Origin of the sequence: Flammeovirga pectinis, from assembly GCF_003970675.1 — a bacterium.
Classification (GTDB): domain Bacteria; phylum Bacteroidota; class Bacteroidia; order Cytophagales; family Flammeovirgaceae; genus Flammeovirga; species Flammeovirga pectinis.
On record NZ_CP034562.1, the window covers coordinates 3,187,145 to 3,202,229 of the forward strand.

A 15,085-nucleotide genomic window follows, 5' to 3' on the forward strand; every position below is an offset into this window, starting at 1 on the left:
ATTAGTATTTCAAATTAACAAGCAAAACTATTAATTACTTAAGCTTTCAAATGAAACATTTCCTCTATTTACTTCCTTTCCTTTTCTTCTTTATTTCATGTGAAAAGGATGAATCAATTCCTATAACACAAAAAAATATTGTGTCCATAAAATACATGAACAACGTATATGGATATCAATCAACGTTATCCTATAATGAAAAAAATCAATTAAATTCTTATGTTACTGATTTTGATAATGAAGATGATGGCTTCACTGAATTGTCCGACTATATTTATTTGGAAAATGGTCAATTAAATTCTTATAACAGAAGTAGAAATAGTCGCTATATAAACAATAACTCAACTATCGAATATATTTACAAAGAGAATCGAGTTGATATAGTTACTACTGACATTGAGAATTCAACATCTTATATCAATACAGTTATCCTAGATAATAATATACTTACTGAAAGCTGGTCTTACCTTGAAGATAATTCAACTATTTCCTCTAAAGATGTTTACACATGGGATAATGGCAACCCAATTAACATCAAATCATACACTAAAATTAATGATGAATTTGTATTAGGCTCTGAGATTGAAATCAATTATGACAATGGAATAAACCCGTATAGCTTTCTCAAAAATTCTTTTTCTGTAAGATTGAGTGGTGAAAGTTTTAATTCTGTAAATAATGCAGTTAAGATCTCTGAAAAATTTTATGATAGTGTTTATGGTAATAATTCTACTCAAACCTATACTATTTCGTATGCATATGATGAAGACAATTATCCCACTCATTATACATATGTAATGACTCAAGAATCTGACAATCCTAATACTACACCTATAATTGGAGGTAAAAAAGAGTTTACGTATCAATAATTATAGCATAGAAAATAGCCATTGTTTTCCTTTGTTTTTAGTGTCAAGTCGAAAGATGGCACTGAGAACTTTCCTTTTGTTATAGTCTGTGACTGATAACTCAATAAAAAAGCATTTCCAAAAGTGAAAGGTTTTTTAGAAACTAACTTAGTATTTATAAGAAGATGGATAAAATTCTACACCAAAAGTAATTCTGTCACAACTTGTGACAGAATTAAGGAAGCCCACTATCCTTTGTAAGTAATGATGACGGTTTAAAATATTACTTTGGCATTACTTAAAAGAGAATAAAACTTGATATTTTATTGAATGATCATTTGTTCTTCTTTCTTAGTACAAGGATATATTTTATCAATATAGATCACACCATCAAAAGTATCTAACCAATACAGTTTATATGCTTTTCCCCAGTGATATCGCATTAGAAATTGAACAGGGTCTCCTGAGTAACTTTTGAAATCAAGAAAAGCTTGTTGAAAGTTCATTCCTGCAATCTTATTCTCTAAAAATTTTTTATTTTTTACTTTACGTAATGACGAAGTATTATCTCGATTTGCCCAACCTGTTGTACCTTCTGAAGAAATAAAACCTAATGAATACATTTGATCACCCAAAACCTCATATACTTTATCAGTCATAGTAATTGCTTTAAAGTTCTTATGTAAAACTCTTGAAATATGATAGTTGTGTGCCCAAACAATTATCTTCTTATTAGGAAATCGTTTTTGAGTTAGCCATAATAAATTATCAGCCATATAATTATCCCTAATATTTAATGATTCTTGTAGACTTGAAGCTGTTCTCATTTCTGAATAGCCAATAAGACTATGTAGTACTTGCTTCCAGAAATCATCTTTATTATAAGAGTTATATAATCTATTCAGCGCTTCAAAATAAAAGGTCAAATCTTCTTCTTTATTTTCTGATTCAAAGGGCTGATTGTTTTCCAATAATGTTTTAAAGACCTTAAAGAATCTCTTTTCATCATTTACAATAAGGTGATTGTCTTCATAAAACTTCAAAAAATCGTCATAAAAACTTTTCTTAAAATAGAATTGCATATCAAAGCCCGTAGTGTATAATGGACGATCAGTATCAAGTGTATTTTTGATGTAAGAAAAAGAAGGTTTACATTCTCCACATTTAGTCCAAATAGGAAAGATTTCTTCGTAGGCATCTTCAAAATTTAAAGAATCATGTTCATATGCCCCTTGCATTTCATAAAAATTACTTTCATAAGCAATCACATCGAATCCCATCTGTTCATGTAGGTATTTAATTAATCTTGCTTTCATTATAAAAGCAGTTCCTGTGCCATGATCCTGTTCTCCAAGCATAACTACTCTTGCATTCCCTATTGCAGTTTTAATAGCAGTTAAATCATTGTCATTTTCATAATTAATATCAAGAGATTTAATTTCTGAAGTGTTTTCTTTTACATAAACATCAAAATCATTTTGAGCAAAAATGTGTATTGGTAATAGTAAAATTAAAGAGGTGATAATATAGTTCATCAGTCTAAGTGGTTAATTAAGGATAATAGTATGTTACGCAATTAAATACACTCTCAACAATCAGAAAGTTGGAACCTTATTTTTTTTATTATAAGTAATATCCTCTATTGTTATTAGTGTCAAGCCGAAAGGCGTCACTGAGAACTACCCTTTTGTTATAGTCTGTGACTTATAACAAACCCAACACTCTTCCACTCACAAATTGTAATATTCCACTACAAATCGTTTGCTATGCTAATACTTAAACAACCTAACAGCAGACCGAAAATGAACTAAAGCCTTTTAATCTTTACTGGTGATTTTTTATAAGTTGTAGGTGTTGATGTCTGAAGACATTATATTACGAACAGTGGGGGTGATAATTTAGTTAAACTACTATACTTCAAACACAATTATGGTAAAATCTTCAAATCTATACTACTATATTTTAATCTGTATAATTATATACATCTTCTCTACATATTCATCTGCTCAATCATTAGAAGGTAAAACTTATAACTCTAATTATGCAATAGATCATGGGGAATCTAATTACCATAGAATCTATCATTTATACCTCAATTTCAAAAAAGATTATGTCACTATTTTTTGTTTTCTTACTGACTATTTTTACGGAGAGAACAATGAAGAAAAATGGAATAAAAGTTATATGAACATTCCCACTGATGCTATTTTAAACTATAAATACACCTATAAAAACGATACATTAAGAATTATCAATAAAGTGATTGAATCCAAAAATATTTACCCCAATTTATACACCTCGAAACCTATTTTTTCTTGGGGTTCATACTATATGCTACCTTTTGATTTCTCTGATGAAGTATCTGAACCATTATACGTAATTAACGATTCAATAAAATTTGGCAAAAGAAACGTAAACTACATAGCACTTAAGAAGACTTCTAATCAAACTATTAATAATGGTAATCAATATATTTCTTCTTCACTAAAAGGATTTCTTTCTAAAAAGAAAAAATTTAAATATAAATTATCAGGAAGATTTATAAATAATGAGTTTTTATTAGACAGTATTCTCATTAATGAGAAATTTAGGAAAAAGTATAACCAAGAAATTAATAAAGTATTTAGTCAAAACATACAGAGAAAGTTCACTTTTATTGAAAAAGAAAACTATCTAATTATCGAATACCTCTATACCAAAGGGATATTAAAAATAAAAAGAAAGAAGCTTGTAGGAAAAGATATTTCATTTTATAAGTTATAGCTCCACTGTTTTTAGTGTCAAGCCGAAGGCGTCACTGAGAACTTCACTTTTGTTATAGTCTGTGACTTATAACAAAATTCCACAAACAACCTCAACCTTACAAAACATTCTGTACCGTCTTTTTCCCTTCAAGAAAACATTTTGTAGGTATGAGTACTGACCCGAGTTACGCTCCTCATTTTTACGATAGACAAGCTGCTTTGAAAGAAGGGTTTGTGATGCTAGTGATGGAATGGGATGAATAATAATCTTCTATTCTTTACTGTTTTAATGTAATAATAGTGTACGGTAATAATCGTTAGCATAATACTTTTATCTATTTTTTGTATTGCGATGATATTTTTGTTTTGTTAATAATATTGGGGTAAATTTATGAAACATAACAGCAGACTGAAAATGAACTAGAACCTTTTAATCTATATGTAGTGATATTTTTAGTTATGTTTTATATTTTTTTATTTACTAATATTTAAGGAAGTAATGTCTACTGAAACAGTATCTAAAGGTGCAGGTATAATACCTGATTTTTTTCATGACATCATAGCATATATAATACCTGGGTATACTTCAATAATAGTAATACTAGTTAATTACTCTATTATTACAAGAACGGGTTTAAATTTCTTCAAAGATTTAAATTTTTCTTCACTTTCAGTTTTGTTCATAATTGCATATGTAATCGGTAGATTCTTAGAACAATTTGGTAAAGAAACTATTCACAATAAAAAATTACCCTATTTTCATGGTATGAACTCTCCAAAATACTCACTAGTATTGGACGATGATGATAAAACCTATTCTACGGTATTTAAAGATAAATTAAAGACTAAAATTTCAGAATGGTCTACAAAATCTTTAGGAGAAAACTTCATTGATCAGTGTAAAAGCGAGAACAAAGATGATTATTTTAATTTAATACAATTTTATTTAAGAGAACGTTTTCCTGCTGTTGCACTTTACGAAAAGAAACAAAATGCTAATATTGTATTAAGTAGAAGTTTGTCAATTTTATTCATATTAAATTTCGTTATTCATTTAATATGTGTTTTAGCTTTAACTAACTTCAAAAATATAGAATTTTCCACTATTGGTTGCATATGGATAGTAACGAGTATATTACTAGGCATATTTTTCTTTTTAAGATTTAGACAAAATCAAAAATATCATGCTATGTATATTTTTGAAAATTTTCTTGCTACTAAGAAGCTATTAAAGAAAAGTGATACGGATGATGATGATTAAGCGTGAATAATTGAAAAGATATTCGATAAATATATCAAAATGGTTACGATAAAATTATTGATAATTAAATAACATTCTATCGAAAAAAAATGAGAGAAATAACTAATCATATAGAGATTAAACTAGACTATAGCCCTAACTCTGAAAACCCAAGTAGGTTATTTAAATCTTTTGCAGAGGTAATTGATGCTACTTCAAAAATTGATTCTATTTTTTCTAAATCAGTAAATTCTAATTACTCTCAAAAATTAATTTTAGAAGACATTGAAAAAGGATCAATAGTTACAAAATTAATTGATTGGATTAAAATAAATCCTTCAAATCAAATTGATGATATTCAATCTGATGAAAATATAAAAAATTATATTCAAAATAGTCGTGAAAAAACTTACAAATTTATTGAGGATAAAAAAGATAGTCCTGAAGATATTCAAGAATTAAAAAATGATCTCGAAAGTATAGCAGAAGAGAATCAAGTAAGGGGTTCATTTAACTACCAACCACCTAATTTAATTGAGTTAGCTGAAACAATAAATAAAATTTCAAAAGCAACAAATGAACTAAATGATGAAGAAAGTTATCAAATAAAAGTAGAAGAAGGTGAACCTATAAAAATTAAAAGCGATTCAAAACAGATAAATATAGACGATGTTGAAAACATTTTAGCAGACAATACTTTAGAAAATGAGTCTATCCTATTTTATAAAATAAAAAAGCCTGATTTTCTTAGTGAATCACAGTGGGAATTTAAATATGGTTCAAAAACAATTAAAGCTAAAATTTTTGATTCCGAGTGGTTAAAAAAATTTCAATCTGGAAGCGTTGAAGTACGACCTGGTTATTCATTAAAAGTAAAAGCAAAAAGCATCACAAAATATGACAAAAACAATAAATTAATTTCTGAAAAGTTCGAAATAATTGAAATTCTAGATGTTATCAAAAATGGCTAATAAAAATACAAACTCTTTCAATTATAGTTTATTATCCGAATTTTTATTTACAATATTACCTTTGACAATTATTGTAATTATTAGATCATACGAAGAAGACTATAATAAAATATTTTTTAACAGCGAATGGGCTGTTATTTCAATAATATTATTTGGACAATCAATAGTAAAGCTTGCTTCAGGAATAGCAAACTATAATAATAAACTTACTTGGCAAAAAGTTTCTTTCATCATATCTATTTTGATAATTATTGGTTTAATTCCTTCTACAACTATTTTAGTTTTAAATGTACTAGATCAACAGAATTCGACACCTAATTTAGTACTTCATACACTTCAAATATTTTTCTTTTTTCTTAGTTGTATTGCCTTTTTTATTATTGGTGCTGTAGGACAAAGTTTTTTAGAAGATGAATAAAAAAAGACCCCACAGCCAAAAGCCACGGGGTCTAGAATAAATAAGATATGAATGAGCAGCTTAAACGTGTGATTGCCTAAAATCTCACGTTAGCTGCTTTATAAGTTCCACCAATTTGCACACCTTGCATTTCAAGGTATTGCAATCTGTACAAGTAAGTTGCACCATTAAATAATGCATGCGCTACATCTACAGCTTTTCGGTTCTCCCATTGTTCTAATGGAGTACCTTTTACCCACTCATTGAATGCACCCATTGCTGGTCCACACCAAATTTGGTAATCTAACTCTCTACCTTTAACACCTCTGTTTGCCCAAGAAGATGACAAACCTAAGTACCAACGGAAGATCAATGCCATCTTACGTTTTGGGTTGTTTTCCGATCTTGTAATTTGTTCTGGATCACGCTCTTGGAAGAAATCAATACACATTTTCCAGATGTTCTCTAACGTATCTTGGAAAATTGTTTTCTCTAAAGTTAAACGGTCCTTTGCAGGAAGCTCATCTATGCTATCGTACTTAATGTAGATATCGTATAACTTCTGTGCTCTAAGTGCGAACAACGTTCCTTTTTTAAGTACTTGTAATTTCACGCCTAGTTCGAACATATCAGATGCTGGTGCCATCATAATATCTGTCATACCCGCTTGTGCTAACACCTTACGAGAATGATCTGATGCACCCGACTCTAAACATGCTTGGTTAATTGAACCTGTTACTACAAAAGCAGCACCCATTGCAAATGCAGCTAAAACAGACTGAGGTGTTGAAATACCACCTGCAGCACCTACACGCACTTGTTCAGAGTAGTTCAATTCTTCTTGAATTCTATTTCTTAACAATAATACTGATGGTAATAAAGATACCAACGGTCTATTGTCTGTGTGTCCTCCAGAATCTGCTTCTACAGTAATATCATCTGCCATAGGAACAGATAATGCTAAAGTTGCTTGCTCTTGAGTAATTGCTCCGTCTGCTACTAATTTATCTAAAATAGATTTAGGGGCAGGACGCATAAATTTCTCTGCTACTTCTAGACGAGAAACTTTAGCTATAATTCTATTTTCCATATGGATAGAACCGTCTGCATTCTTGCTTAACCCTGCCGCTCTGAACTTCACAACGAAAGGCGTTAAATCCATAAATGCTGATGCTTCAATCACTTTTACACCACGTTTCAAAAATAAATCACAAGCTTCTCTTTCTAAAGCTACCTCGTTAGGAGAGTGAATTAAATTAAAAGCGTAAGGTCCGTTAGGTAATGCAGCTTGAATCTTATCAATTGCTTGTTCTATGCGAGATGGAATTAACCCACCAGCACCAAAAGAACATAACATACCTGCTTTTCCTAAAGCAATCACTAGGTCTTCCGAAGAAATACCGTTGGCCATTGCACCACCCATATAGTTATATTTCAGACCGTACGCTGCTTTAAAAGCTGGATCACCTAATTGTTCTGGAGCGTAGGCTGGAATGTTTGCTAAGGCTTCGCCTGATGTTAAATCTGCTGGAGATGATGTTCCCATTCCATCAGCAACACCAATTGTACCTTCTACATTACGTACTACAAAAAGTTGCTTGTCTAATTTCTCAAACTGTACTTTAATTTCTGCAGCGTTATATTTTAATAAGCTTGATGCACCAAACCATTTAGCGTTTGATGGTAAGCTTTGACTTTTTAAGCCGTTATTTTGATTCACGATTGTTGTGTTCATCACTATGTTAAAATAGTTCGTTGAAATGAGGAGCGCTATTGCTAACGCTCCTTCATCTCTGTGATGTGTGTATTTTTATATGTTCCAGTGTTTTGCATAAGCATCACTTGGAACTTTATTATTGCAATCATAAGTAACACCTATCGGGTAAAACTTGTAATCGCTATATGATTAACCAATTACTAAAGAAAGATCAGTTAATTCATAAATTCTTAATTCACCTTTCCAAAGGTTAGCGTCTACAAGAATGACAACTTTGCCATTTTCGTTTTTCACTTCTTTGATATGGCATTCCAAGTTCATTGTTGGGTCACCTTGTAAAATTTGACCTCTGTACTTCCAAACTGTTTTGTTTGGTGCAAGATGGTTAAACCCTACGTTAGCTAAACCATTACCTAAACCTTGTTGTAAGGCATAAACTTGAACGGCTTGATGAATTGCCTCAACACCTAAAGAACCTGGCATAACAGGATCTTGGTAGAAGTGACAAGTAAAGAACCAATCGTAGTTATTGATAGCACGTGTAGCATGGATATATCCTTTACCATACTTACCACCTTCTTTTATAATTGTAGCACTGTCTAACAAGTTCAACTGGTCTTCTGCCAAGTGCAATCTTGGTGAAGCTGGGTTTGTTGACTTAAACAACTTCATTTTACCAAATAATGAATCTAGGTTAAATGAAATGCTATTCTTTTTATCGTATTCGTTCGAATCTTTCCAAGTTGGCATCTTCCCTCCTGAATCTAAACCTGCTTGACTAGATAAGTCGGCTACAGTAAAGAACCCGAATGATGATTGACCTACGTAGAATACCGTACCATCTACAGACAATTCGAAAGTATAACGTTGTAATACCGTACCTGCAAGGTTAGTATGCGACGTCATCACTACTTTGTTTGTGATTGTTTTTCCTTGAAGATCAACATCCACTAACATCTCACCATCACCATCTAGGTTACGGAAGAATAAATCTTTATCAGGAACAGACAATGTAGAACCTAAGTAAGCACCTAAGAAACCACATGGCTGTAATGCCACTTCCATCAATACCGAATAAGGCATTACAGGAGAAGCATTTTGCTTAAAGTACCAAGCATCTACAGGCACATCATACTCAGAGATGATTGTAGGCTTGTTTCTAAAATCATGTCTTTCGTTGCTGATAGACAATACTCTTGAAATTACTTGTAAGTCTGTATTAGGCTGACGAGATAAAGAACGTCCGTCAAATACTTTGTACTCATCACCAAAACATTTAGAAACTGGTCCTAATGCAAACTGTGTGATGTCACCTTCATCTAATAAAACTTCTTTATTAACAGGCTTCACGTATACACCGTGATTTGTGTTGGCTAAATCCTTCTTGTATTGAGGATTGTCTTTTTCTTGTAAACGAAGTCCTAAGTTTTCGAAGTATACAGAAGATAAATCGTCATAGATAATTTCTAAATCAGCTACTACGTAAGGTTCAGGAACTAAACCTACTTCTTTCACATCCATACGGTAGATTAATTTACCGTCTTTTGCGTTTACTTCTTTACGACATCTTACTTTTTGAGGGATATCTAATACAGGTTGGAAACGAGCATCTTTAGTTAAACGCTGCATACCCATATATAACATCAAGAAACGAAGCAACTGTCCGCCACCTTCTGCTTGTAAAGAACCTGCAAGCACTTCGTCATCTCTAAAGTGACATGGGAAGTACCAATCGTCTGCTTTTAAATCTTTTTCTGCTTCGATAAAACCAATTCCTGAAGAACCACCTTTAAGGTCTAATTCAGTAATTCTATCTAACATTAAGATATCTTTAGGAGGAAGACGTAAAGATCCGTTTCTACCTAAGTTATTGTAATCTGCACCAAATACACCTTCTAAATCACCATTCGTTAAAGCTAAAAGCTCTTCTTGGTTAAAAGTAGTTTGGTTACAGTGTAATAATGGCTCAAAGAATTGTTGCTTACGGTTGTTTCTTTCTTCAATTTCAGAAGGTTTGAATACTACTCCTTGTCCAACTGATAAATCAGCTTCGTTAAAGAAACCAGCACAACCACCACGCATTTTCAATACCATTCTATCTTCTACGTAACAATCATAACGGAAGAAGAATAATAAGTTGTTACCATTACGTACATAGCTATCAATGCTAATGTCATAACGTAACGTTTGTCCTTCAAAAGGAAGATCATCCAAGAAAGTTAAAGTACAATCTAATAGACGGTATTTGTACTCTCCTTTGTTTTGGAAATCAATTCCTAAATAAGAAATCAATAAAAGGTCACATTGTCCAGATTCTACGGCTACTGCCCAAGGAATTTGTCCGTCTGTTGCAAACCAAGAATTGTAAGGGATATCGTATTCAGTAGTTAAACTAGATGGCTTATACTCGTTTGTTTTAGCATCTAATTTTGTTACTCTACTTACTAATAAGTAAGGAGGCATTGGTAGCATTACTCTACATGGGTACGTATCAATAATTGAGTATTCAGGTCCGAATACGTCAGCAATTTTACTAGTAGCAAATGTAAGTAGATCTTGCTCGTTCCAGATTGCATCTTTTTTAGAAGCTTTATAGTCTGGTGCATCAAAATCATAAAGAGCCAAGCCATTCTCAGCAATTTTCTGAGAAACCTTCTTCTCAATAGTATCTAAAGTTGAATTCTTATCCATCTTATTTATTGTTTGTTCTTTTTCTACTGCCGCAAACATATCGTAGGCTTCTTCACCAGCAAAAGCAGGTGTTCTTTCTCCAATTCTGTTTGTTGCATTTTGGAAAGTCGCTTTGTTCTGTTCAGTTAAGGCAAATTCCTCAAAACGAGCTCCTCCAGTATGTAATCTCTTGTAAATTTTCTTTCTTTTGATTCCTCTCTCAGAAGTTTTTGTAATGTAAGCCGATAAATCAAGCGCTACACCTTCTCCTAGTAATTGAGCAATCATTGCAGTAAAGCTTTTCAACGAGTCAGAACCCTTACGGTCTGTAGCTATAGTTGTATGCTTTTGCTCTTTTAAGATCTCTCCAATCCATCTTGAACAAGTAGAGTTAGCCCCCACTTCTAAAAAGATATCATGACCATCTTCTTTCATCTTTCTGATTAGCTTCGGAAGGTTTACCTCTTGGCAACACACCTCTTTTGCATTTTCAGCAATTGCATCAACATCAATTTTCATTGGTGCCATAGTCACACCAGAATACACTGTTAAAGGCACTTCTTTTTGCAGTGGCAAATGATGCATTGTAATAAACTCATCCGATACTCTACGGATAAATTCATGATGCACAACATTATTAATTGTAAGTGTTACCGATGCTAAACCATGCTTTTGCATAATTTCTTCAAGGATATCATTATCACCCGAAAGAATAATTTCAGAATCCGTATTGATGAACGTTAGATAAACTCTTTCGTATTCACCTTCTACTTCTTGTCTGTACCATTCTTCTAATGTTTGATACCCTAGCTTTTTAGCATTTGTAGTAATCAAACGGCTTCTCCAACGTGCTTTAGCTGTAGCAACATCTAATCCCCATTCTTTACTCAGAATAGTCATATCACCGCCAACAACCTCACTAAAAATGTTAGACTCTAAGAATTTCTCATCTACTAAATGAGCATCCCAGAATTGTTGTCCGTACCACATTCCGCTAGTTTCACCCATGCTATACCCTGCCATTGCATCTGGCTTCATCTTCAAAATATCTTGAAGTAAATGTGTATAAGCAGCAGAGAAAGCACAACCAATTGCCATTACAGGAAGTGCGTTAGTACCAAGATTTTGCTCTTGTAACTTCACTTCTTCAGCAGATGGTGTTTTTAAAGTTCTTGGGTATAAATACTCCGTAAAGAACGCTCTGTTTGGATGGTTAACCGACTCCTTGATGTTATCATATAGGCTTGGGAACATCTGTAATAAAGAAGCACCAAAACCTTGATAAGCACTACCAGAACCAGGATACATTAGGGCTACTTTTCCATTTTTGCCTAACGGCGATGGGTTATAGTAACTACCTGATGGCATTTGTAATACTACATTATTCTTGTAAGCCTCTTTCATGTGCTTTTGGAAGAATTCTACATCACGTAGTAAAACGTCCTCAGACTTGGCTACAAAAATGACTTTAATATCAGCAGCTTGATCAAATGTTTCGCATAGCTTGTCCGATGTCTCATTAAAACCAACTGTCTCAACATCTGTCAATACAGCCAATAATTGATGGTTTATTGCACCAGGACTAGTAATAGAAACAGGGAATAAACGCTCTCCTCCTTTTGCTAAGTAAGGGCTGCGCTCTTCTACCGTTGGATGAGAAGCTTCCGACATCAATACATGTGCAGAAGAACCATCACTTGCCAAACCACTAATTGCTGCACGTAAATCTTCTTTTCCTTCTTCTACAACCCAAGGCATAGATACATTTGGAACAAAGAAAGATGTACCTGCAAATTTATCTTCAGATTTAGGTCCTGTCCATTGTGGAGTTGCAGGAATAAATCTATGGTATAAAGCTAAAGCTGATCGAATAATAGAAGCAATACCAGATGCAGAGAATGTATGACCCACTGTAGATTTACTAGAACCTAAAGCCGTTGTCAATTTCCCATTTTCTGATTTATAAACCGAAGTTAAACCTTCGATCTCTGCTTGATCTTCTGATGTTACACCACTTGCAGAAACTTCTAATAAACCAATATCAGAAGCATCTAAATTATTATTTGATAGAATCTCTGTAGCACCTTTTTTAACAGCCTCTACAGTTACTTCACCTCTAATAGAAGAAACTTCGGATTGAATAATTGCGATGTCATCAATTTGTGCATACACACGATCTTCTTTCGCGTCTTCTGCTCTTTTAATAACAATTGCACCAGCACCTTCACCAACATTCCAACCGTTTGTTTCAGTGTTCCATCCTAAAGAAACATCACCTGTATTTACTGGGTTTTGCACATGACGGCTCAATACACCTTCCATGCTACCTGCTAAATCAATAGCACCCAATACAACTGCATCTACTTCTCCTAGAGCCAACATATTTCTTGCAACATCTAATGCTTTATATACAGCATTTTCATTAGAAGAAATTGTAAACGATGGTCCTGTAAAATCCCAAAGTGATGAAATACGGCTAGAGATAATGTTACCAATAAAGCCTGTATGTTCAGATGGAGAATGGTCTTCGAATGCCTCAAAAACAGTATTTTTCAACACGTCAGAAAGTGATGCTTGTTTCTCAACATCCATTTCTAAACCTGCCATCTTCAGTGCTTCTTCTACTTGCCAGATAAGATCCCATCTCCCCATACGGTGATGTATTTCTAATTCTGATTCCATAGCAGTAAGTACCGCAATGTTGGCTCCTTTTCCTTGTGCTCCTGTCAAACCAGCATCGTGCAATGCTCTATCTGCAACAGTTAGCATCAACGTTTGTTGTAACGTTAAGCGTTCGGCTTCTTTTGGCTGGATTTTAAAGCGTAAGATATCTAAATCAAACTCTTCTAACCATGCCCCTTGAATACCTTTTATATCTTCTAAACCTAAACCTTTCTTCAACGTTTCCAATTCTTCCATTCCCTTCCAACGGTTAGCCGGAAGTCCTTTAAAGAATTGCTCTCCTTGGTATAAAGCCAAATAGAAATCTTCTACTGTAGCACAACCTCCAAAATGAAGATCCATACCAACAATAGACATTGGTTGTTTAGGCGAACTAATTTTTTCTTTTTCTACTTTTTCTTCTGCATTGTAAGCAGATAAAATCATGTGTGCATTTGTACCACCAAAACCAAAAGCGTTAATTCCTGCATGAGGACGCTCTCCTTTTTGTGGCCAAGCAGAATTTTCCAACATGATCTGCTCTTTTCCTACTTTTTGATCTGTAGAATGAACAGCTCCTTCAATCTTAATTGTTGCTGGAATAAACTTCTTTTGCATGGCTATGATCACCTTTAACATTCCCGTCATTCCGGCAGCTGTTAAAAGGTGTCCCATATTAGATTTCACCGACCCCAAGAAAGGAGGTCTAACGGTATCTTGAGCAAAGAAATTACTAATAGAGTTAATTTCTGTAGTATCTCCTAGCGGAGTACCTGTTGCATGACATTCTAGGTAATCAATTTCTGCTGGCGTTAAGTTCGTTCCTTCGTAAGCTCTTTCAAAAGCTAACTTCTGCCCTTTTGGGTTTGGACTTAATAAGAATTTTCCTTTACCATCATTTGATAAACCTACACCATCTACAACTGCTAAAATCTTATCTCCATCACGTTGTGCATCGCTTAAGCGTTTTAACACCACCATACCTGCACCTTCAGAAGAAATCAAACCACCAGAAGTATTATCTAATGGCGCTGACTTTTCGTTCATTCTTGCATAAGCGTGGAAATAAGAAAAGCCCATCTGAATAAACAAAGGATCAGCACCACTTACGGCACCTGCTAACATCATGTCAGCTTTTCCTAATTGTAATTCGTCAATGGCTAATTTAATTGCATATAAACTAGAAGCACAAGCCGCATCCAAAGAATAGTTTGTTGACGATAATCCTGTTGCTTGAGCAATTAATGCTGAAGGAGAATTAGTCAATAACGTTTCATGAATGTTGGCTTCGTATGCTGTATTTGCAAAAGGAATTTGAATACTTTCTCCCGTTAATTCTGTAATCACAGTGCTAGCCATATCTGCATAGATAGGTGCTAATACTTGGCGTGATCTTCTTGTAGGGAATGACAAGTTACCCACAATAACACCACAATTTTTTCCTTGTGTGTTTTGCCAGTAACCACTGTCTTTTAATGCTTGTTGTGCTACATACAACGACCACTTAAATTGATCGTCTTGTTTTGTTAGTAAGTTGGCATCCAATTTATATCCAGAAGGATCAAATTGAAAATCTCGAACATATCCACCTCTTAATGCATAACACTTATCTAGTTTCCCTTTTTCTTTATTATAAAGACGTTCTGGAGATTGTCCAAACGTTTCATCATCAGAAAGAGTAACTAGATCTTTATTATCCAGTAGATTATTCCAGAATGTATCTAATGAGTCTGATCCTGGGAATAAACCTCCCATTCCTATGACTGCTATTTTATCTTTTTTGCTCATTGCATATCTTATTTTTCATCAATGGGGACGTAGCTAACTACGTCCCCTA

Annotated in this window: 8 protein-coding genes; 5 read left to right on the top strand and 3 right to left on the bottom strand. The window is 33.4% G+C overall.

Going from position 1 to position 15,085, the window contains the following annotated elements; all coding sequences use genetic code 11:
- Nucleotides 1-50: 50 nt before the first annotated feature.
- Nucleotides 51-869, top strand: a complete 819-nt coding sequence (locus EI427_RS12820; protein ID WP_126615239.1) for a hypothetical protein — start codon at nucleotides 51-53, stop codon at nucleotides 867-869.
- A gap of 302 nt (nucleotides 870-1,171) precedes the next feature.
- On the opposite strand, the gene EI427_RS12825 is transcribed toward EI427_RS12820, so the two are convergent.
- Nucleotides 1,172-2,383, bottom strand: coding sequence for an erythromycin esterase family protein (locus EI427_RS12825; RefSeq protein ID WP_126615241.1), 1,212 nt, complete (start codon nucleotides 2,381-2,383; stop codon nucleotides 1,172-1,174).
- A gap of 394 nt (nucleotides 2,384-2,777) precedes the next feature.
- Here EI427_RS12825 and EI427_RS12830 point away from each other — a divergent pair, with 394 nt between their 5' ends.
- The 4 genes from EI427_RS12830 to EI427_RS12845 all read left to right on the top strand — a co-directional run bounded on the left by EI427_RS12830 (nucleotide 2,778) and on the right by EI427_RS12845 (nucleotide 6,221).
- The gene (locus tag EI427_RS12830; protein ID WP_126615243.1) at nucleotides 2,778-3,611 is read left to right on the top strand and encodes a hypothetical protein; all 834 of its coding nucleotides are present in this window, start codon (nucleotides 2,778-2,780) and stop codon (nucleotides 3,609-3,611) included.
- A gap of 480 nt (nucleotides 3,612-4,091) precedes the next feature.
- A complete protein-coding gene (locus tag EI427_RS12835) occupies nucleotides 4,092-4,853 on the top strand; it encodes a hypothetical protein (protein WP_126615245.1) in 762 nt (253 codons plus the stop codon).
- Nucleotides 4,854-4,942: 89 nt separating this feature from the next.
- Entirely contained in the window at nucleotides 4,943-5,803 is an 861-nt protein-coding gene (locus tag EI427_RS12840) for a hypothetical protein (RefSeq protein WP_126615247.1), read from the top strand.
- Complete coding sequence (locus tag EI427_RS12845; RefSeq protein ID WP_126615249.1) at nucleotides 5,796-6,221, top strand: hypothetical protein; 426 nt, start codon at nucleotides 5,796-5,798, stop codon at nucleotides 6,219-6,221. The genes EI427_RS12840 and EI427_RS12845 overlap by 8 nt, the downstream gene beginning before the upstream one ends.
- A gap of 76 nt (nucleotides 6,222-6,297) precedes the next feature.
- On the opposite strand, the gene EI427_RS12850 is transcribed toward EI427_RS12845, so the two are convergent.
- On the bottom strand, nucleotides 6,298-7,935 hold the full coding sequence (locus tag EI427_RS12850) for a PfaD family polyunsaturated fatty acid/polyketide biosynthesis protein (RefSeq protein WP_126615251.1): 1,638 nt from the start codon (nucleotides 7,933-7,935) through the stop codon (nucleotides 6,298-6,300).
- Nucleotides 7,936-8,106: 171 nt separating this feature from the next.
- Nucleotides 8,107-15,036: a beta-ketoacyl synthase N-terminal-like domain-containing protein gene (locus EI427_RS12855; protein ID WP_126615253.1), complete on the bottom strand. Its 6,930-nt coding sequence runs from the start codon at nucleotides 15,034-15,036 to the stop codon at nucleotides 8,107-8,109.
- Nucleotides 15,037-15,085 lie beyond the last annotated feature (49 nt).

Excerpts from the sequence above, each read along its gene's own strand:
- EI427_RS12820 (WP_126615239.1), top strand. The coding sequence starts at position 51 with ATGAAACATTTCCTCTATTTACTTCCTTTCCTTTTCTTCTTTATTTCA.
- EI427_RS12825 (WP_126615241.1), bottom strand. The coding sequence starts at position 2,383 with ATGAACTATATTATCACCTCTTTAATTTTACTATTACCAATACACATT.
- EI427_RS12830 (WP_126615243.1), top strand. The coding sequence starts at position 2,778 with ATGGTAAAATCTTCAAATCTATACTACTATATTTTAATCTGTATAATT.
- EI427_RS12835 (WP_126615245.1), top strand. The coding sequence starts at position 4,092 with ATGTCTACTGAAACAGTATCTAAAGGTGCAGGTATAATACCTGATTTT.
- EI427_RS12840 (WP_126615247.1), top strand. The coding sequence starts at position 4,943 with ATGAGAGAAATAACTAATCATATAGAGATTAAACTAGACTATAGCCCT.
- EI427_RS12845 (WP_126615249.1), top strand. The coding sequence starts at position 5,796 with ATGGCTAATAAAAATACAAACTCTTTCAATTATAGTTTATTATCCGAA.
- EI427_RS12850 (WP_126615251.1), bottom strand. The coding sequence starts at position 7,935 with ATGAACACAACAATCGTGAATCAAAATAACGGCTTAAAAAGTCAAAGC.
- EI427_RS12855 (WP_126615253.1), bottom strand. The coding sequence starts at position 15,036 with ATGAGCAAAAAAGATAAAATAGCAGTCATAGGAATGGGAGGTTTATTC.